Source organism: Micromonospora sp. NPDC047738, from assembly GCF_040642675.1.
In the GTDB taxonomy this organism is placed as follows: domain Bacteria; phylum Actinomycetota; class Actinomycetes; order Mycobacteriales; family Micromonosporaceae; genus Micromonospora.
This window is the reverse complement of sequence record NZ_JBEYSO010000005.1, coordinates 99,605-119,941: the sequence shown is the minus strand read 5'-3', so window position 1 is coordinate 119,941 and position 20,337 is coordinate 99,605. Positions and strand designations below refer to the sequence as shown.

General features: G+C 70.6%; 11 protein-coding genes. 5 read left to right on the top strand and 6 right to left on the bottom strand.

Annotated elements, in window-relative coordinates; genetic code table 11:
- Positions 1–16 precede the first annotated feature (16 nt).
- Positions 17–2,503 (bottom strand): LamG-like jellyroll fold domain-containing protein, encoded by a 2,487-nt coding sequence (locus tag ABZ783_RS10725; RefSeq protein WP_357436106.1) that lies wholly within the window; start codon positions 2,501–2,503, stop codon positions 17–19.
- A gap of 259 nt (positions 2,504–2,762) precedes the next feature.
- Between ABZ783_RS10725 and ABZ783_RS10720 the strand changes: the two genes are divergently transcribed.
- The 3 genes from ABZ783_RS10720 (at position 2,763) to katG (ending at position 7,762) form a co-directional block, all read left to right on the top strand.
- On the top strand, positions 2,763–3,599 hold the full coding sequence (locus tag ABZ783_RS10720; RefSeq protein WP_357436105.1) for a DeoR/GlpR family DNA-binding transcription regulator: 837 nt from the start codon (positions 2,763–2,765) through the stop codon (positions 3,597–3,599).
- 73 nt (positions 3,600–3,672) lie between these two features.
- Positions 3,673–5,178, top strand: coding sequence for a sugar ABC transporter ATP-binding protein (locus ABZ783_RS10715; protein WP_357436103.1), 1,506 nt, complete (start codon positions 3,673–3,675; stop codon positions 5,176–5,178).
- A gap of 388 nt (positions 5,179–5,566) precedes the next feature.
- Positions 5,567–7,762 (top strand): catalase/peroxidase HPI, encoded by a 2,196-nt coding sequence (gene katG, locus ABZ783_RS10710; protein ID WP_357436102.1) that lies wholly within the window; start codon positions 5,567–5,569, stop codon positions 7,760–7,762.
- Positions 7,763–7,856: 94 nt separating this feature from the next.
- Here the strand turns inward: katG and ABZ783_RS10705 are convergent, their stop codons facing one another.
- The 4 genes from ABZ783_RS10705 to ABZ783_RS10690 all read right to left on the bottom strand — a co-directional run bounded on the left by ABZ783_RS10705 (position 7,857) and on the right by ABZ783_RS10690 (position 12,580).
- Positions 7,857–9,404: an alkaline phosphatase D family protein gene (locus tag ABZ783_RS10705; protein WP_357436101.1), complete on the bottom strand. Its 1,548-nt coding sequence runs from the start codon at positions 9,402–9,404 to the stop codon at positions 7,857–7,859.
- A 180-nt stretch (positions 9,405–9,584) separates the two neighbouring features.
- Entirely contained in the window at positions 9,585–10,679 is a 1,095-nt protein-coding gene (locus ABZ783_RS10700; protein WP_357436100.1) for a hypothetical protein, read from the bottom strand.
- A gap of 51 nt (positions 10,680–10,730) precedes the next feature.
- Complete coding sequence (locus ABZ783_RS10695; RefSeq protein ID WP_357436098.1) at positions 10,731–11,849, bottom strand: SPFH domain-containing protein; 1,119 nt, start codon at positions 11,847–11,849, stop codon at positions 10,731–10,733.
- A 110-nt stretch (positions 11,850–11,959) separates the two neighbouring features.
- Complete coding sequence (locus ABZ783_RS10690) at positions 11,960–12,580, bottom strand: maleylpyruvate isomerase family mycothiol-dependent enzyme (RefSeq protein WP_357436096.1); 621 nt, start codon at positions 12,578–12,580, stop codon at positions 11,960–11,962.
- A 117-nt stretch (positions 12,581–12,697) separates the two neighbouring features.
- Here ABZ783_RS10690 and ABZ783_RS10685 point away from each other — a divergent pair, with 117 nt between their 5' ends.
- Positions 12,698–13,732: a sigma-70 family RNA polymerase sigma factor gene (locus ABZ783_RS10685; protein ID WP_357436094.1), complete on the top strand. Its 1,035-nt coding sequence runs from the start codon at positions 12,698–12,700 to the stop codon at positions 13,730–13,732.
- Between the two features lie 64 nt (positions 13,733–13,796).
- Positions 13,797–14,156, top strand: a complete 360-nt coding sequence (locus tag ABZ783_RS10680) for a VOC family protein (protein ID WP_357436092.1) — start codon at positions 13,797–13,799, stop codon at positions 14,154–14,156.
- An 80-nt stretch (positions 14,157–14,236) separates the two neighbouring features.
- Here the strand turns inward: ABZ783_RS10680 and ABZ783_RS10675 are convergent, their stop codons facing one another.
- Positions 14,237–20,248, bottom strand: coding sequence for a ThuA domain-containing protein (locus ABZ783_RS10675; RefSeq protein WP_357436090.1), 6,012 nt, complete (start codon positions 20,246–20,248; stop codon positions 14,237–14,239).
- Positions 20,249–20,337: the final 89 nt, after the last annotated feature.

Genomic DNA, 20,337 nt, shown 5'->3' with positions numbered 1-20,337 from the left:
AGGAGGCGGATTCGCCTCACCGCAGGCCTCCGGAGGCGTACAGCTGACCGACCTCGGTGGCGGACAGCGCGCGGTCGTAGATCCGAACCTGGTCGATCGCGCCGCGCCAGTAGTCGACCGGGCCGCCGTTGAACCTGGCCCGCCCGATGACGGTCGGTCCGCTGGACGCCTCGCCCAGGCAGGAACTGGCCGTGCCAGCCTGCTGACCGTCGACGTAGAGCGTCAACGTGCCGGCAGCGGCATCCCGCACGCCGACCAGGTGGTACCAGCGGCCGGTCTCGGGTGCGGCCGGAGCGAGCGCCCGGACCCCGGCGAAGCTGAACGCGAACCGGTTGTCCGCGCCCGAATACTGCAGGAAGAAGGCGCTGTGGCTGCCGCCGTCCTGGCTGACCGCGGTGGCGAACCCGCCGCGGCTGTCCAGCTTGACCCATGCCGACGCGGAGTAGTTGCCGGTGGTGTCGAGGATCGCGGCACCCGTGTCGACGTACTGGTTCACGCCGTTGAGCTGCACCGCGGCGCCGGAGTGGCCGGTGGTCCAGGTCGCGCCGTTCACCAACGTCCCGTCGTGGTTGCCGGCCTTGTCGTCGGTCACCGTGCCGGCGCCCTCGTCCAGCGGCCACCAGCCCACCCCGGTCAGCCCGGGCGTGCCCGGCGGCAGCTGCGGGGCGTTCGCGCCGGTGCCGTCGACCGAGCGGACGATGGCCCGGTTGACGTCCCGGACGCGGTCGAAGTCCATCTTCTGGACCTGGCGGTCATAGGTGTAGAAGCCGTTGACCTCGTGCTCCACGTCGGTGGTCTGGGTGTAGACGGCGCCGGAGAGCCCGCACCGGTTGGCCACGGTCAGCAGGTCACGTTGGTTCTCCACGTAGCGTCGGGTGAGCGTGGCGCTGTCCGGTGTCATCTCATAGGCGTGGCCGTCGCCGAACCACATGTGGCCGTCGACCTTCAGACCGAAGCCGCCGTGCTCGCCGTCCACGGCGACCCGGTCCCCGCCGGGCACCGGCGAGGCCGGTCCGACGTACTGGTGGAAGTCGACGATGTCGCCGCGCCCCGAATCACCCTTGGAGTCGCAGCAGTTCACGCCGCTGTGCGCGTTGACCATCCGGCTCGGGTCCTGGGCCCGCAGCTCGTCGGCGATCCGCCCGGTCGCCGAGCGGTCCCACTCGCCCCAGCCCTCGTTGAACGGTACCCAGACGGTGATCGAGGTCCAGCTCTGGTGCTCGGCGACGATCTCCTTCAGCTGCCGCTCGAACTCCTGCTGCGCGTCGACCGGCGGGATACCCCCCGTACGCATGGCCGGCATGTCCTGCCACACCATGAGGCCCAGCCGGTCGGCCCAGTAGTACCAGCGGTCCGGCTCCACCTTGATGTGCTTGCGGATCGTGTTGAAGCCGAGCCGCTTGGTCTCGGCGATGTCGAAGCGCAGCGCCTCGTCCGTCGGTGCCGTGTAGATGCCGTCCGGCCAGAAGCCCTGGTCCAGGGTGGACATGTTGAACAGGATCTTGCCGTTGAGGGCCAGGTGAAGCTTGCCGTCGGCGCCCTTGACCTTGGTCACCTCGCGCATGCCGAAGTAGGACTCGACCCGGTCGGCCTCCTTCCGGCCGTCCAGCACCCGCACCTGCAGGTCGTAGAGGTACGGAGAGTCGGGCGACCACAGCTGCGGGTTCGGCACCGGGACGCGCAGCTCGGCGCCGGCCGGCCCGGACGCGCGGCCGACGACCTTGTTGCCGGCGTAGGCGACGGCCTCGACCGTGCGGCCGCTGCCGCCGGCGACCTGCGCGGTGAGTCGGAGGCTGGCGTCGTCGACGTCCGGGGTCATCCGCAGCCGCTCGACGTGGCTCGCCGACACCGGCTCCATCCACACGCTCTGCCAGATGCCGGAGGACGAGGTGTAGAAGATGCCGCGGTCGGGCCGGTTGCGCTGCTTGCCGACCGGCTGCCAGGTCTGGTCGGTGCGGTCCTCGACGCCGACCACCAACTCCTGGGCTCCCCGGCCGTGCAGGGCGTCGGTGACATCGACGCTGAAGGCGTCGTAGCCGCCGCGGTGGGTGGCGACCTTGACGCCGTTTACCCAGACCGTGGCGTCGTAGTCGACGGCGCCGAAGTTGAGCCGCAGCCGCTCGTCGCCGCCGATCCGCCAGTTCGCCGGCACGCCGAACGTGCGCCGGTACCACATCCGGTCCTCGTGCCGCTGGATGCCGGACAGCGCCGACTCGATCGGGTACGGCACGAGCACCCGCTCGCTGAGCTGCTCGCCGATCGGCGGAGCTTCGCCTTCGTGCGCCCCCGCGAACTGCCAGACCCCGTTGAGGCTCTCCCACCTCTTACGGACCAGCTGCGGACGGGGGTAGTCGGGAAGCGCGTTGTCCGGCGACACCTGGCCGGTCCATGGCGTGGCGATCGGTGGTGTGCCCGGATGCCAGGTCGCCTCGGCGCGCGCGACCCCTGGCACGCCGCCGAGCACGCAGGCCACGGCGGCCAGCACGGTGGCTGCTCTTCTCATCGTTCAGGGCCCCTTTCTCACGAGCATGGCGTGAGAGGGCAGGCCGGAGCGCCCGGGCAGCGGGCCGGAGCTGAGCCGGCCGGACCGGGTGGAGGCCTGCCTGAAATCGTTGGGAAACAATCAATCATCGTCACGATCTCAAGTCAATAGCATTCGATCAGATCCGATCAGAAACGATCCGGGAGCGCTCTCACCTGGCCCTCCGACCGTGCGGAGTACGATCAAAACCAGACCGACCCGTTCACGAAGAGAGGACAACGTGGCACCTGGCGACGACTCCCGGACGGCGACCGAGGGCCGGCGGACCATGTTCGCCGCCGAGCGCCGGCAACGCATCCTCGAACTGATGCACGCCAACGGCGCGGTCTCGCTGCGGGACATCGCCCAGGCCGTGCAGTCCTCCGAGGTCACCGTCCGACGTGACCTGCGGATCCTGGAGGCCGACGGGCTGCTCAACCGCCATCACGGCGGCGCCACCCTGCCCGGCGCGCTGGCCACCCTGCCCGGTGCGTTGTCCCGGGAACCCACGTACGCCCAAAAGGCCCAGGTCGCCGCCGCCGAGAAGGCCGCCATCGCCGAGCTCGCGGCATCGCTCGTCGAGGACGGCGACGCCATCGTCATCGGCGCCGGCACCACCACCCAACTCTTCGCCCAACAGCTCACCCGGTATGCCGAACTCGCCGTCGTGACCAACTCGCTGCTGGTCGCCCAGGCGCTCGCCAACGCGCCGCGGGTCGAGGTCGTCCTCACCGGCGGTACGCTGCGCGGCGCCATCCTCGCGCTGGTCGGCAGCGCCGCCGAACGCTCGCTCGCGGGTCTGCGGGTCCGCCGCGCCTTCATCTCAGGCAACGGCCTCACCGCCGAACGCGGCGTCTCCACGCCGAACATGCAGGTCGCCAGCGTCGACCGGGCGCTCGCCGCGGCGGCCGAGGAGATCGTCGTACTCGCCGACCACACCAAGATCGGAGTCGACACCATGGTGCAGACCATCCCCACGGACGAGATCGACCACCTCGTGACCGACGACGCCGCCCCCCGCGACGTGCTCGACGAACTGGCCAACCGGGCCATCCGGCTGCACGTCGCCCGGCCCTGACATCTTTACCATTCCACTCGCCGTGCGCGATCATTCGCCTCAGCCGGCTCGCCGGCCGCTGCGAGGAGGCACCGTGGTAGGCAGCAGCACCGTGATCGAAGCCGCGGGCGTGGTCCGGAACTACCCCGGCACCCGCGCGCTCGACCACGTCTCCTTCACCCTCGGACAGGGCGAGGTGCACGCCATCCTCGGCGAGAACGGCGCCGGCAAGTCGACCCTGGTCAAGGTGCTCTGCGGCATCGACCGACCGGACGCGGGCGTGCTGCGGCTGCGCGGCACGCCGGTGCGGTTCTCCTCGTCGCGCGACGCCGAGCGCGCCGGGATTGGCGCTGTCCACCAGGAGGCCAACCTCGTCCCCCAGATGAGCGTCGCCCGCAACCTGTTCCTGGGCCGCGAACCGCGCCACCGGCTCGGCCTCATCGACGTCGCGGCGATGAACACCCGGGCGAGCGACATCATGGCCGGCTGCGGCCTACGGATCGACGTACGCCAGCCCGTCGAGTCGTTCGACGCCGGGATCCAGCAGTTGGTCGCGGTGGCCCGCGCGGTCGCCATCGGCACCTCGGTGATCGTCCTCGACGAGCCCACGGCCGGCCTGGACGACGATCAGGTCGAACGACTGCTCGCCATGCTCGACGCGCTGCGGGCCCAGGGCCGGTCGATCGTCTACGTCAGCCACCGCCTCGCCGAGATCGAGCGGATCTGCGACCGGGCCACCGTTTTGCGCGACGGCCGGCTGGTGCACACGGGTCCGCTCGCCGGCCTCGACCGGATGCGGCTCGTGTCGCTGATGCTCGGCCGGCGGGTGGCGCGCGGGGCGCCGGCCCCCGGCGGCGTGGCCGCGGAGCCCGCCGACCCGCCGATCCTGCAGGCCACCGGACTCACCCGCCGCCACGTTCTCGGCGGCGTGTCGATCAACCTCCGGCCGGGCGAGGTCGTCGGCCTCAGCGGGCTGCTGGGTGCGGGCCGGAGCGAGACGGCGAAGGCGATCGCCGGCGCCATGCCGCTGGACGCCGGGCAGGTGACCGTCTCCGGCGCCCGCCTGCCCCGGCGCTCGATCGCCGGCGCAGTCCGCGCCGGCGTGGGACTGCTGCCACAGAACCGTACGACCGAGGGCATCATCGCCTCGCTGTCGGTGCGCGACAACATCGCGCTCGCCGCGCTCCCCCGGCTCTCCCGCGCCGGCATCGTCTCCGAGGCCCGCCTCGACCGGATCGTCGAGACCTTCGTGCGCCGGCTCCGGATCAAGGCAACCGGCCCGCACCAGCCGGTCGGGGAACTCTCCGGCGGCAACCAGCAGAAGGTGCTGCTGGCCCGCTGGCTCGCCACGCACCCGCGGGTGCTGATGCTCGACGAGCCCACCCGCGGCATCGACATCGGCACCAAGTCCGAGGTGCAGGCGCTCATCGACGATCTCGCGGTGGACGGGCTGGCGGTCATGCTGATCTCCTCCGATCTGGAGGAACTCGTCGGTTCCTGCGACCGGGTCCTGGTGCTGCGCGACGGCGCCGTCGTGGGGCAACTGACCGGCCCCAGCGTCACCGAGAAGAACATCATGGCGTTGCTCGCGGCGAGTTGACCACCGCGATGCCGCCGCGCCTGGGTCAGCCGGGCCGGCTCAGGCTCCCCGCCGCGCACCGCTGGATTTGGTGCATTCCAGAATAAAATGGAGCATACTGCGCACTGTGGTCGCGATCCTCGGACTTCGAGCGCATGCTGCGCGGTGCCGCGCTCCGCGTGACCCGTCCGCGGCGGGCGGTGCCGGCCGCGGTGCACGCGCATCCGCACGCCGACACCGTCTCCATCTTCGGTGCCGTGCGTAGGAACTGCCCGAGGTGTTTCACCAGGCCGGGTACGACGTGCTGTGCGCGCTGACCGACGTCATCTACTGGGGTGTTTGCCGCGAGTGTCTCGCGGCAAACGCCAACAGTTGAACGAACGAGAACCACGACAGGAGAAGGAGCGACGTGTCCGAGCGCGGCAGCGAGAGTGAAAACCCGGTAATCCCATCCCCCACTCCGACCCCGCACCGGCCCCGGACCAACCAGGACTGGTGGCCGAATCAGCTGAACCTGCAGGTTCTGCACCAGCACTCGCCGCGAGCCAATCCGATGGGCGCGGACTTCGACTACGCCGAGGAGTTCAAGACCCTCAACGTGGACGAGCTCAAGCAGGACATCCTCGACGTGATGACGGCGTCGCAGGACTGGTGGCCGGCCGACTACGGCCACTACGGGCCGCTCTTCATCCGGATGAGCTGGCACGCCGCCGGCACGTACCGCATCGAGGACGGCCGTGGCGGCGCCGGCGACGGCGCCCAGCGATTCGCGCCGCTCAACAGCTGGCCCGACAACGCGAACCTCGACAAGGCCCGCCGGCTGTTGTGGCCGGTCAAGCAGAAGTACGGGCGGAAGATCTCGTGGGCAGATCTCCTGGTCTTCACCGGCAACGTCGCCCTGGAGTCGATGGGCTTCAAGACCTTCGGCTTCGGCTTCGGGCGGGAGGACGTCTGGGAGCCCGAGGAGATCTTCTGGGGGCCGGAGGACACCTGGCTCGGGGACGAGCGCTACAGCGGTGACCGGGAGCTCGCCGGCCCGCTCGGTGCCGTGCAGATGGGCCTCATCTACGTGAATCCGGAGGGCCCCAACGGCAACCCGGATCCGCTGACCGCGGCCCGGGACATCCGCGAGACCTTCCGCCGCATGGCCATGAACGACGAGGAGACGGTGGCGCTGATCGCCGGCGGCCACACGTTCGGCAAGACCCATGGTGCCGCCTCCGCCGAATACGTCGGCCCGGAGCCCGAGGGCGCTCCCGTCGAGAGCCAGGGCCTTGGCTGGAAGAACACCTTCGGTAGCGGCAAGGGCCGGGACACGATCACCAGCGGGCTCGAGGGTGCGTGGACGCCCACCCCGATCACGTGGGACAACAGCTTCTTCGAGACCCTCTTCGGTTACGAGTGGGAGGTGACCGAGAGCCCGGCCGGCGCGAAGCAGTGGAAGCCGAAGGGCGGCGCCGGGGCGGACGCCGTGCCCGACGCGCACGACCCGGCGGTCAGGCACGCCCCGATGATGGCGACGACCGACCTCGCGCTGCGCGTGGACCCGATCTACGAGCCGATCTCGCGGCGTTTCCTGGAGAACCCGGATCAGCTCGCGGACGCGTTCGCCAAGGCGTGGTACAAGTTGCTGCACCGCGACATGGGGCCCGTCACGCGCTACCTGGGCCCGTGGGTTCCCGAGCCGCAACTGTGGCAGGATCCCGTCCCCGCGGTCGATCACCAGCTCATCGGGGCTGACGGCATCGCTGCCCTCAAGGGCATGATCCTGGAATCCGGGCTGTCCATCGCTCAACTGGTCCGCGCCGCGTGGGCGTCGGCGGCCAGCTTCCGCGGTACCGACATGCGTGGCGGCGCCAACGGGGCCCGGATCCGCCTCGAGCCGCAGCGGAACTGGGAGGTCAACGACCCGGCCGAACTGGCCACGGTGCTGCGGGCCCTGGAGCGGATCCAGCAGGAGTTCAACAACACCCAGTCCGGCGGCACGAAGGTGTCGCTTGCCGACCTGATCGTCCTCGGCGGATGCGCGGCGGTCGAGCAGGCGGCGAGGAACGCCGGCCACGAGATCACCGTGCCGTTCCGGCCGGGCCGTACGGACGCCTCGCAGGAGCAGACCGACGTGGCGTCGTTCGCCGTGCTCGAGCCGAGGGCAGACGGATTCCGCAACTACCTGCGAGCCGGACAGAAGTTGCCGCCGGAGACGCTGCTGCTGGACCGGGCCAACCTGCTGACCCTGACCGCTCCCGAGATGACGGTGCTGCTCGGCGGCATGCGGGCCTTGCAGGCCAACACCGGGAACGCACGACACGGCGTCTTCACCGACCGGCCCGAGGCGTTGACGAACGACTTCTTCGTGAACCTGCTCGACACCGGCACGGAGTGGACGGCAGCCACCTCGGCCGAGAACGTGTTCGAGGGGCGGGATCGCGCCACGGGCGAGGTCAGGTGGACCGCCACCGCCGTTGACCTCGTCTTCGGCTCGAACTCCCAGCTGCGAGCCATCGCGGAGGTCTACGGCAGCCGCGACGCGCAGGAGAAGTTCGTCCAGGACTTCGTCACGGCGTGGGTCAAGGTCATGAACCTGGACCGGTACGACCTCGCCTGACCCGACGGGCCCCGGTCGCCGAGAACGGTGACCGGGGCCCGTCGACGTCGATGCAGCACGGCGCTCGCGCGGCCCGGGGCGGCGTCGGAGCTCGTCAGGCGACGTCCACCTGGGCGCCCGGCCGGCCGCTCTCCACCACGAAGCTGGCCCTGGTGGACACCGGGGCTCCGGGCTCGGTGACGTACGGCAGGACGCGGTAGTCGGTGCGCCACTGCTGCTCGTCGAGCTGGCAGCGGACGTACCCTCGCCGGCCGTTGTAGAACCGCATGTGCGGGTTACTGGCCAGCCATTCGGTACCCCGGGTGTCCAGCTCCGCGCCGTTGCCGCCGGAGGTGATCGAGGTGCCGAGGAACTCGACGCCGACCGTACGGGACGACTGGTCGTCGAAGTTCTGCTTCAGGTCGGCGACCATGCTGCAGTGCGCGTCGCCGGTGACCACCACCATGTTCTCCACGCCACGCTCGACCACCCCGTCGAAGAGGCGCTGCCGGGCCGCCGCGTAGCCGTTCCAGTTGTCGTCCGACAGCCGCTTGCCGGGACCGGGGTCCCGGTCGGCTTGGGCGATCACGGTCTGGTTGCCCAGCACGTTCCACCGGGCGGTCGAGGCGGCCAGGCCGTCGAGCAGCCACTGCTCCTGGGCGCTGCCGAGCATGGTCCGCGACGGGTCGTCCATCCCGGCCGGCACCTGGTCCGAGCGGTACTGCCGGCCGTCGAGGATGTTGAACTCGGCGAGGTTGCCGTAACGGAGCCGCCGGTACAACCGCATGTCCGGTCCCTGCGGGATGCTGAGCCGGCGCAGCGGCATGTGCTCGTAATACGCCTGGTAGGCAAGCGCCCGGCGCTGGCGGAAGCTCTCCTGCGACTGCTTCGGATCCTCGGAGGTCCCGTCGGCGTAGTTGTTCTCCACCTCGTGGTCATCCCACGTGACCGCCCACGGGAACCGGGCGTGGGCGAGCTGAAGGTCCGGGTCCGTCTTGTACTGGGCGTGCCGGATCCGGTAGTCGCTGAGCGAGAAGATCTCGGTGGCGGGCAGGTGCGGGCGACCGATCGAGCCGGCGCCCGGGCCCTCGTAGATGTAGTCGCCCAGGTGCAGGACCAGGTCCAGGTCCTCCTCCGCCAGGTGCCGGTAGGCGGTGAAGTGCCCTGCGGGCAGGTTCTGGCAGGACACGAAGCCGAAGGCGAGACGCCGCCGGTCCGCGTCGTACGCGGGTGCCGTCCGGGTCCGCCCGACGGGGCTGAGGTGCGTGCCCACCCGGAACTGGTAGTAGTACTCGCGGTCGGGGCGCAGTCCGGTGACCTCGGCGTGTACCGAGTGACCAAGCTCCGGCGTGGCCCGCTCCGCGCCGGCGCGGACCACCCGCCGGAAGTGCTCGTCCTCGGCGATCTGCCAGGCCACCGGGACGACCCGCGGCGGCATTCCGCCCATCCCGTCGACGGCGAGCGGGTCCGGTGCCAGGCGGGTCCACAGGACGACGCCGTCGGGATGCGGGTCGCCGGAGGCGACGCCCAGGGTGAACGGGTTGTCGGCGAAGGTGGGGTCGGCCCACGCCGGTGCTGCGGAGAAGCCGGCGATGGCGGCGGCGGCACCCGCTCCGGCCGCGCCGGCCAGCCCGAGGAATGCACGCCGGTGGAGTTGAGGCATTCGACGTCCCTCCAGAGGTGGTAGATGATCACCACCGATTCTTGGGACCGACATTGCCGGCGAATGGCCTTACGAAGGCCGCGGCCGGACGCCTCCGTGGACATCAGACGCCTCGTATCGCCAGCCAGCGTCGAGCCGGGCAGGCCGTGGGGATCTGTGTGAAGGAGTCCGCAGCGACCACTACTGGCGGGTCATCAGGTACGCCACCACGATCGCCGCGACCAGCGCCAGCGCGGCCAGCACCGCAGCGGTGATCTTGGCGGCGCTGTACGGGCGTTCGCCGATGACCTCGCCGGTCCGGGCGTTGACCAGGATCTGGTACGACCGACCGGCGTGCAGGTACGCGGCGATCCACACCGGCAGCAGGAGCAGCTTGTACGTGACGTCCGAGTAGGTGGTGCGGACGGAGGTGACCCGCTGCTCGTCGCCGCCGATGTCCGACCGGCAGTCCCGCTCGATGACCGGCGCCATCCGGGCCTTCGCCGCCGCCAGGCCCGCCTCGGGCTCGGTGTCGTACCGCAGCGCGTGATAGCCGGCCAGGTAGTCCCCGTGGTAGGCGACCGCCTCGGCCAGCGGCCACGGGGTCAGCTGGTCCAGCTGCTTCTCCGGCAGGTGGGTCGTGGCGGGCACCAGCACGTCGTCGAAGTCCCGGCGGACGATGCCGCTCGCCGGATACCACCGGGTGTGCCGCACCTGCCGGGTGCGCGTCTCCTGCCTGCCGTCCACCGTCACCGTGTACGTCTCGGTGACGTAGTAGTACTCGCCGCGCTGGCCCCGGTAGTCCGAGACGGTCCGCGCGTCGAACGTCCAGTGCGGCAGGTAGGTGCCCTTGAGCGTCTCCGCCTCGCTGACCTTCTTCAGGCTGTTCGGCGCGAACCACCGGCTGCGGCACCACTGGCCCAGCGCGGTGCGCACGCCCGCCTGGTCCACCGCGAACGGCAGCACCGCCTCGGGAGCGATCAGCTCGACCGCCGCGGCGTCCACCACCAGCGGCGTGGCGCAGAACTGGCAGCGCTGGGCGAGCGCGTCGCTCTCGGTCCGGGCGCCGCAACCCGGGCAGACGAACGTGTACGCGCCGACGCTGGCCGCCGGCTTACGCGGCAAGGTTGCCAGCTCCGCGTACGCGTGCTCGCGCACCTCCCGGCCGGCACCGGCGATCTGCTGCCGGTGCCCGCAGTACGGGCAGCGCAGCACCGCCGTGCCCGGCGCGTACTCGACCCGGGCACCGCAGCCGCCACACTGGTACGACGGCGGGGAGACTGCCGTGTCGCTCATGCCGGCACTCGCTGACGCTCGCTCATCGCGGCCCCCTCCGATACCGCGCGCTCACTGCGGCGGCAGCGGCGGTGGGACGCTGGCCAGCACCGACGCGAGCTCCGGCAGCTGCCCGGCCGGCTGCCACTGCGCCATGCCGGCCCGCCAGACCAGCGTGTCTGGGCCCAGCGTGCCCGCGCCCACCTGCTCGGCCAGCCCACCGAGGTCGAACGGGCCCTGTCGCTGCCCGGCGACACCGATAAACCACTGCGTCTGGTTCGGCAGCGGCGGCGGCTCGGTGGCCCCTGGCGGCGTGGGCACCGGCGCCGGCTGCATCCCTGCGCCGCCCGACATGGACCTGGCCACCTGCTGACCCACCGCCATGCCCATGCCCAGCCCGAGGCCGGCCCCGGCGCCGCCGCCTGGGTTCTTCGCCGCGTCCTCCAGCGCGGTGGCCGCCTGGTAGCGGGTGAACCGGTCCAGGTCCCCGACCGCGCCCATGCCGGTCCGTTTGTCCAGCGCCCGCTCGACCTCCGGCCGCACGGAGACGTTCTCGATGACGAACTTGGGGATGGCGATGCCGACCTCGGCCAACTCCTCGGTCAGCACGGCGGCCAGCCGCCGGCCGATCGCGTCCTGGTGCGCCGCCAGGTCCAGCAGCGGCACCCCCGCCGTGGCCAGCGCGCCGCCGAGCCGCCCCACGATGAGCTGACGCAGGTACTCCTGCACCTCCTCGGTGCGGAACTGCGGATCCGTGCCGACCAACTCCCGCAGGAGCTGCTGTGCGTCCACCACCCGCGCCGCGTAAGCCCCGAACGCCCGCAGCCGGACCACGCCGAACTCGGCGTCCCGCAGGATCACCGGGTTCTGGGTGCCCCACTTCATGTCGGTGAACTGCCGGGTGTTGACGAAGTACACCTCGGCCTTGAACGGCGAGTTGAAGCCATACTTCCAGCCCTTGAGGGTGGACAGGATGGGCAGGTTCCGGGTCTCCAGCGTGTACGTGCCGGGTGGGAAGGCGTCGGCGATCTGCCCCTCGTTGACGAACACCGCCGTCTGGGACTCCCGGACGACCAGCTGGGCGCCCATCTTGATCTCGTTGTGGTAACGGGGGAAGCGCCAGACGATCGTGTCCCGGCTGTCGTCCAGCCATTCCACGATGTCGACGAACTCGCCCCGGAGCTTTTCCATCAACCCCACCGCGGCCCCCTCCCCCTGTCGCTGCCGAGGTCATCGGCGTCGCGGCGACGATAACAAGTGCCCGCCACCCGCGGCCGCCGCGCCGGTTCCCCCTCCCCCGGTCACCGGGAGAACCGTGCCGCGGGCTCACCGTCGAGATGTCCCGGGGGTAGGCGGCGGCCGCAGATCACGAGCAGCAGGTCCTGAGCGAGCCCACGCAGGGGTGCTCCGGATCCGTACACCCAGTCGAGGTCGGTCGCCTGCAGGCTGACCCCGGTGAGGTCGGTGCCGAAGTACGCGATGTTCCGTGGCCGCATGCCGGCCAGCACCAGCGCCACCCGGTCCGGCGGGATGCGGCGAGACAGCCCGAGGCCCACGGTGATGTCGAGGCCGTGGATGACGTCGTGCGACAGCGCTCCGGCGACCCCGCCGCCGGGCGGGGTCCAGGGGTGGTCGATGTTGTCCCGCAGCGCCGCGATCAGCCGCTCGGTCGGCATGCCTGCCGCGTCGCGGCGGGCGGCGCGATCGGCCATCCGATCAAAGCTGCCGCGCGCCTTCATCAGGTCGATGAGGATCCGCCGGAGGGAGGTCCGGAACGGCATCGTCATGTGCGCGACGACCTCCCGCACCCGCCAGCCATCACACAGGGTGACCGAATCCCATCGCTCGGTCGGCAGGGTGGCGAGCAGGTCCGCCAACTCGCGCCGTTCCGCCGCCACCGCGGCTCGAAGCCGATCTACCATCATCCGCCTCCCGTCCGTTGCGCGGACCCGTCCGGATCCGCACCAGGGGATACGACGGAGGCGTTCCGAACTCATCGCTGCCGCCGTACGTCGGCCGGTATCCGTATGGTCGGGGGCGTGGTGGACACGACGGTGGACCGGCTGGAGCCGTACCGGGTGGAGCTGACCGGCTACTGCTACCGGATGCTCGGGTCCGGGTTCGAAGCCGAGGACGCGGTGCAGGAAACGCTGTTGCGCGGCTGGCGGTCGCTCGACCGGTACGACGAGCGGCGGGCCTCCCTGCGGACCTGGCTGTACCGCATCGCGACGAACGTCTGTCTCGACATGCTGCGCGGCGCGCGGCGCCGTGCCCTCGCGATGGATCTCAGCGGCCCGTCGAGGGCTGGTGCGGAGATCGGCGCGCCGGCCACCGAACGAGCCTGGATGCAGCCCGTGCCGGACGATCTGGTGCTGCCGGCGGACGGCGGCCCGGAGGAGCAGGCCGTGCGCCGGGAGACGATCCGGCTGGCGTTCGTCGCCGTCCTCCAGCATCTGCCGCCCCGCCAGCGGGCCGTGCTGATCCTGCGCGACGTGCTGTGCTGGCGGGCCGAGGAGGTCGCGGATCTGCTGGGCACCACCGTGGCGGCGGTGACCAGCGCCCTGCAACGAGCCAGAACGACGCTCAGGGCCGCCGGGGTGACGCCGGGCGAGCCACTGCGGCCGGACGACCGAGCCCAACGCGACCTGCTCGCCCGATACTGCGACGCATTCGAGCGACATGACGTGACCGCGCTGGTGGCGATGCTGCACGAGGATGCCACCATATCGATGCCACCGTTCCGCTGGTGGATCCGCGGCCGGGCGGAGATCCGACAGGCTCTGCTGGCACCGGGAACGTGCGAAGGAGCCCGGCTGGTGCCGGTGGCGGCGAACGGATCGCCGGCGTACTGGCAGACCCGGCCGGATCAGGACGGCGTGCACGTGCCGTTCGGGCTGGTCGTCCTCGACGTGTGGCAGGGTCTGGTCACCGGCAGCACCACCTACCTCGACCCCGGCCGGCTGGTCCAACTGTTCGGCCCGCCGGCCCAGCCCCGGCCGCCGGTCGGGGCCTTGCCGGCCGGCCCGCCACGGGTCACCGGGCCGATCGCGGGCCGCCGCGCGGCGCACCGATGAGTCCGGCGGCTCCGGTACGTATAACCCCCGGTGGTGACAGCCACGCCAATCGGAGGAGCAGTCAATGACAACGGTCCAGCCCGTCATCAGCACGCCCGACCTGGGCCGCCTGCAGGCGTTCTACGAACGCTTGTTCAACGCCGTGCAGGTGCGACGGTTCCCCGCTGACGGCCCGCCGTTCTTCGTCAGCCTCATGCTGGGCGACTCGGAGGTCGGCCTGGTCAGCCAGCCCGACACCGACCTGTCCACGCCGCCGCGGATCCTGCTCAGCGTGGACGTCGAGGATGTGGACGCGCTGCTGGACGAGGTGGTGACAGCCGGCGGGCGGGTGCTCGGCCCACCCAACGACATGCCGTGGGGCCAGCGGGTGGCGCACGTGCACGACCCTGACGGCAACCTGATCAACCTGACCCAGGTGATCTGAGAAGACCAGGTGCCGGAGCACGCGTGGCGTGCTCCGGCACCGGTCGGGGAGCCGGCCGGCACCGGCTCGCCGTCATCTCCTCACAGACGGGCCTTCAGGTAGGCGCCGGCCGCGAGCAGTTGCGTGCGGGCCGACTCGTCGGTGGTGGTCCTGGCCGCCGCCGCGAACCGGTCCAGCGCAGCCTTGGCCTGCTCCGGCCGGCCCGCCGCCGCCGTGCTCTTGGCCGCCTGGAGCTGGCCGAACAGGTGGTCGGCGAGATCCTCGCTGATCAGGCCGTCCGCCTGGTATCGCCGCACCAGCGCCTGGGCGTTGTCGTAGGTGGCGACGATCTCGAACGAGACGGTCACCTCCGTGGCGTTGCCGGCCAGGTCGGTCGCCACGACGGTCAGTTCGTGACCGCCGGCCGTGGGCTGGACCCCCGCCCCGCTCTCGATCGCCACCCCGTCCAGGCGGAGGGCAACCGAGTCGATGCCCGACGCGGCGTCCCGGGCCGTGGCGGCGATCGGCAGTGACCTGCCGAGGTCGTACTTGCCGCCGTTCGCCACGCCGTCGACGGTCACGACCGGGTCCGTGGTGTCCACGGCCAGGGACACCGCTTTCAGCGCGGAGATGTTGCCGGCCTCGTCGATCGCCCGGAGCCGCAGCTCCCACCGGCCGTCCTCGGTCACCTTGATCGGCTCGCGGTACTCGGTCCAGGCGCCGTCGCCCTCGACGAACTCGATGCGTACCGGCCCGCCGCGGTCATCGCTCGCCGAGGCGGTGACCGTCACCGGCGAGGTGTACCAACCGCGCTTGCCGTTCGGCTGCGCCGGGTCGACCGCCACGGTCAGGCTCGGCGCCGTCGTGTCGAGAACCCGGAAGTAGTCGAAGCCGACCGTGACCGGCTGCGCCTGCTCCGGACCCAACGCCATCAGACCGAACGAGGTCATCACGGCGTCGTTGGTGACCGGCTGGCCGAGCGAGGTCCAGTTGACCCCGCCGTCGCTGATCTGGGCCGAGTAGGTGTTCCCACTCCGGCTCAGCCGCAGGTAGTACCAGCCGCTCTCGGACGAGTCGGCGATGTCGATCGACCGGTTGCCGCCGTTGCCGAACTGCGCGTTGCGTTCCGAGACGAGCTCGGCGCGCAGGTTGGTCGGCGTTCCGGCGTTGTTGTTCGCCACGACGTCGAACTTCACGTAGTTGTCGTCGTTGTTGTAGACCAGGAAGCCGGCCAGCTGCCACTTGTGCAGCATCGACGGCGTCAGCCTGGTCTCGATCGTCCAGTCGCCGGCCGCGACCTGCGCGGGGATCTTCTGCAGGATGAAGTTCCGCGGCGAGTCGTTGTTGGTGCCGTTGATGTCGCCCGGCTGGGTCTCGATGCGCAGCGCACCGCCGTTCACCGCGGCCTTGGTCGAGTCGTACCGCACCACCGAGTTCCACCGGCAGCCGTCGAGCGTGCTGCCGTCGAACTCGTCGCTGGGCGCGCGGACCCCGTCGTCCGTGCCGTCCGGCGTGATGGTGAAGTGGTCGAACACCGCGTTGACCCGTGCCGCCCCGGTGTCACCGGCGGCCATGGGGCCGACGGTCGCGTTCGGGATGACGGTCGCGGAGCCGGCGAGCGCCGTCCAGCTCTGACCGTCGGCGGAGTACGCCGCGGTCAGCTTCTGACCGTCGCTGACGAGTCGCAGGTGCGCGGCGGCCGGGAAGTTCGCCGGCAGACCCACGTTGGCGTGCCAGGTCCGCGTCCCGCCGGCCTCGGTCTGGAACTCCAGGATCCGACCGCCGGACGAGGAGCGGGTGAACGCCAGTTTGACGTAGTCGTTGTCGGTGCCGTGCATGAGCAGACCGGCGTGCTGCCACTCGCGGTCGTGTGGGATGGTCACCTTCGTGGTGATCGTCCACGGTCCGACCTTGGCGCGCTGGCCGGCGTAGCTGATCGGTCCGGTGTTCGCCTCGTTGATGTCGCCGTTGGTGACCGGCAGCACCAGCCCGCCGTTGGTGACCCGCACCGGCAGGTTCGGGGCGTTGCGCACGGTGGTCCACCGGTTGGTGTTCAGCGTGTCACCGTCGAAGGTGTCCGAGCCGCGGATCGCGCAGCCCGGAGCGGTCTCCGGCGGTGCCGGGTGGATGGCCTTGTCGACCAGGGTGAAGCCGGTGAACTTCACCTCACTGGTGGCCGACGCGTTGTGCGCGGTGACCGCGAGGCCGATGTCCTGCGGGCTGGCCGCGCCGGGCAGCGTCACCGGGTCGCCGACCAGGGTGAACGCCTTCCCGTCCTTGCTCCAGTACCCGTAGTACTTCCCGCCGTCGCGTACGATCCGCACCCAGGACGGGTAGCTCGTGTTGCTGGCGCCGGTGCTGGCGTCGAGCTGGCCGTTTCCGTCGGTGTCGCGCAGCCACTCGAAGCCGAGGCCCGCCCGCATCGTCATCGCCGCGTACCCGGGCGACCTGCCGGGCTGGGTGACGTCGTTGCGGACGATCAGGCCGGCCTTGGCGGAGTTGTTCGTGTTCGTCTGGCTCTCGATCTTCACCGTGGCGGTCCACGTGTTGCCGGCCGCCGCCGGCAGGTACACCGAGCCGTACTGGTCGGTGCCCTGCCACATGTTCTCGCCGCCGGCGTTGATGATCCAGGTGTCCTGGTCCGGCCGGTCGAACGCGGCGGTGGTGTTGCTGTAGGTCTGCCAGGCTCCGTAGAGGTCACCGACCTCGACCTGCACGACGCGGGACTTGGCGTGGTAGCCCTTGTCGTTGGTCGCGACCGCGGTCAGCTGGTAGCGCTTCTGGGTGGACGCGTTCCACTTCATCGAGTACGGCGCCGTGGTGTCGACGCCGATCGACGTGCCGTCGACGAAGAACTCGACCTTGGTGATCGTGTTCTCCGCGTCGCTCGCGGCTGCGGTCACGTGGATCTCGCCCGGCTCCAGCTCGTCGGTCGGCTTCGGGGAGGTCACCGCGACCTTCGGCTTGCTCGTCGGCGAGACGCCCTTGCCGTCGGCCTCGATGAAGTTCAAGCGCCGCTCACCGGCACCCGGGAACACCGCGTACAGGGTGAACGTCTCGCCGGGGTCGGCCACCTCGACCGGAACGTCCACGTAGCCGCCGCCGCTGGTCGCCGGCACCTGCGCGGTGCCCAGCAGTGCGCCGTCCGGCGCGCCCCGCCGCAGCTCGATCTTGCTCGCGCTGGCGGCCGACGCGCGCAGGATCAACCGGTCGACGTTGTGCAGGTTGACCGGGTCGTACGAGGCCCAGGCGCCGTTCTGGCCGGCGATGGAGCTTCCATGGCCCTCGACGTCCCGCGACGAGCCGACCGTCATGTTCGACGAGTTGTCGAAGAACTCCGCCTCCCGCTGCTTCGGGAACATCAGGGTGGTGTCGGAGCCGGTCAGGCTCGGGATGCCACCCGCGCCGCCGGAGTCGGCGTAGCGGCCGTCGATCGCGTAGAAGACGTTCATGTCCTCGCCGTGCCCGCCGCCGAGGGCGGTGACCACCTTGCCGGTGCGTCCGTGCAACGGATCGGCCGGGTGCGCGTGCTCGTCGTGGCCCATCGCCGGCTGGATCACCACGTCGGCGTCGTCGATCTGGGTGTCCTCAGCGTCGCTGACCGACAGGTCCCAGCTCACCTCGTCGCCGAAGTCGAAGAACGCGCCGTTGGGCGGCAGGTTGAACTTCACCTGCGGCCGGGTGTTGCCGACCGTGATCGGCACCGTCGCCGTCCCGGTCTTGCCGGCCGGGTCGGTCACCGTGAGCCGGGCGTTGTAGACGCCGTTCGCGGTGTAGGTGAAGGTCGGCTTCAGCTCGGTGGAGTCGGCGGAGCCGTCACCGGTGAAGTCCCACTCGTACCGTAGCTGCTCGTTTTCCGGGTCGGTGCTGCCCGAGCCGTCGAAGCGGACCTGCAGCGGCGCCTGGCCGGAGTCCGGCGTCGCGTTGATCTTCGCCGTCGGCGAGCGTGAGCCGGAGATGTAGTCGACCCGGTACAGCCCCGAGTTCGGGTTGTCACGGCCGAAGCCGCCACCCCAGTCGAGGACGTACATCGAGCCGTCGGGACCGAACTTGGAGTCGATCGGGGCGAGGAACTGCTGCTGCGGCAGGAACGGGTTGACCTTCTCGACCCCGCCCTGCCCGTTCGGGATGATCGAGTACATCTTGTTCCGCGACCACTCGTAGAAGAACGGCTTGCCGTCGTAGGACGCCGGGAACTTGGTGTCCGACTGCAGGTTCGGGTCGTAGTTGTAGAACGGGCCGCCCATCGGAGCCAGGCCGCCACCCTGCGGGATGACCGACGGCACCGAGGAACGCTTGTAGCCGTACCACATCTTGGGTGCCTTGGCCGCCGGCAACTCGGTCAGGCCGGTGTTGCGCACCGAGTCGTTGATCGGCTTGTTGCAGTCGAAGTACGCCCCGACCGTCACCGGGTTCGTCCGGTAGTCCACGTCCCGGAACGGCTCGTTGTTGCCCATGCACAACGGCCAGCCGTAGAAGCCGGGCTCGGTGATGAGGTTCCACTCGGCGATGCCGGCGGGCCCGCGGTCCGGGTTGTCGTTGCTGTTGTCCGGCGAGTAGTCCGCCAGCCCGATGGCCCCGGTCTGCGAGTCGATCGAGAACCGGAACGGGTTGCGGAAGCCCATCGCGTAGATCTCCGGCCGGGTCTTCGCGGTGCCTGGCGGGAACATGTTGCCCGCGGGGATGGAGTAGGTGCCGTCCGCCTCGGGGCGGATCCGCAGCAGCTTGCCGCGCAGGTCGTTGGTGTTGGCCGAGGTCGCCCGCGCGTCGTGGAACGTGCCGTCCCGCTCAGACAGCGGCGCGTAGCCGCCGGACGGCTCGGAGTGTGGGTTCACGTCGTCGCCAACGCTCAGGTAGAGGTTCCCGTCCGGGCCGAACGCGAGGCCGCCGCCGGTGTGCCCGGGCTCATCGGGGAGCCGGCGCGCCGGCACCTCGAGCAGGACCTTCTCCGTGGCCCGGTCGATCTGCGAGCCCGGCCCGACGGTGAGCCGGGACAGGCGGCTGAAGAAGTTCGCCGGGTCGCTGTCGTTCGTGCTCGCCGGCGCGTAGTAGATGTAGAGGTAGCCGTTCTGGGCGAACTTCGGGTCGAGCGCGATGCCGAGCAGGCCGTCCTCACCGCCGGAGTACACCGGGATCGTGATCGCGGTGGAGGTGGTCTTCGTCCGCGGGTCGTACACCCGGATCTGGCCGCGTACCAACTCGGTGAAGAAGACCCGGCCGTCCGGTGCGACGTCCATGGCGAACGGGGCGCTGGTGTTCTGGTCCAGCGGGACCCGTTCGAACTGGTCCCACACCGTGCCGCCGCAGTCGCCCTCGACCATGCCGGCCGCCCACTTCACGCCGCCGACGATGTGCTGCACCAGCCCCGGCTCGCCGGTGTAGTGCGCGCCGAAGTGGCCCATGCCGGTCATCCAGGCACGGCCGCCGTCGTACGGCTTGCACCACGAGATCGGGTGGTCGTAGCCCATGGCGTTGTTGCCCGGGTTGTACGTCGTCTCGTCCATCGTGGCGAGCACGTGCGCGTTGCCGCGGACGTTGAGCGCGTAGTTGTACCACTCGTCGGCGCGTTCCCACCGCTGCGGCAGGTGCGCGGTCGACGGGTGGCTGTGGTCCTCGACGCGGACGGTGCCGGGCAGGCCGGGGCTGGTGCCGGTGGCGGCGTGGCCGGGCATCAGCGAGCCGATCATGTTGTCCCACCACGCGTAGTTCCCGCGCATGTCGGTGGCGTTGTGGATGGCGACGATGCCGTGCCCGGCCTTCATGTAGCGCTCCATCGCCGCCTTCTGGTCGGCGGTCCACGGGTCGCCGGAAGCCTGGAACATCACCAGGGCGTCGAAGTGCGCGAGGTCCTGGTCGTTGAAGATCGACGAGTCCTCGGTGTGCTGGGAGGTGATCCCGGCGTCGGCGAAGGCGGCCTGCAGCACGGGAACGCCCTGCTCGATCGCCTCGGTGTGCCGGAACTGCGTGGTCTTGGTGAAGATCAGCACGTGGGCTTGGCCGTGCGTGCCCTCGTGGGCGGCCGCCGGCGCTGGGCTGATCATGGACAGCGCGAGCGCGCCGACGACGGGTATCGCTAACAGTCGTCCCCACCGGGGACGCCAGGTCACGTTCATGAGATGCGGTACCTCCTGGGACGCGAGGAACTACTGGTGGGGTCATGACCGTGCGGCGTGCCGGCGCCGTCGGAGTGGGGGTGGAGCTG

Excerpts from the sequence above, each read along its gene's own strand:
- ABZ783_RS10725 (WP_357436106.1), bottom strand. The coding sequence starts at position 2,503 with ATGAGAAGAGCAGCCACCGTGCTGGCCGCCGTGGCCTGCGTGCTCGGC.
- ABZ783_RS10705 (WP_357436101.1), bottom strand. The coding sequence starts at position 9,404 with ATGCCTCAACTCCACCGGCGTGCATTCCTCGGGCTGGCCGGCGCGGCC.
- ABZ783_RS10700 (WP_357436100.1), bottom strand. The coding sequence starts at position 10,679 with ATGAGCGACACGGCAGTCTCCCCGCCGTCGTACCAGTGTGGCGGCTGC.
- ABZ783_RS10695 (WP_357436098.1), bottom strand. The coding sequence starts at position 11,849 with ATGGAAAAGCTCCGGGGCGAGTTCGTCGACATCGTGGAATGGCTGGAC.
- ABZ783_RS10690 (WP_357436096.1), bottom strand. The coding sequence starts at position 12,580 with ATGGTAGATCGGCTTCGAGCCGCGGTGGCGGCGGAACGGCGCGAGTTG.
- ABZ783_RS10680 (WP_357436092.1), top strand. The coding sequence starts at position 13,797 with ATGACAACGGTCCAGCCCGTCATCAGCACGCCCGACCTGGGCCGCCTG.
- ABZ783_RS10675 (WP_357436090.1), bottom strand. The coding sequence starts at position 20,248 with ATGAACGTGACCTGGCGTCCCCGGTGGGGACGACTGTTAGCGATACCC.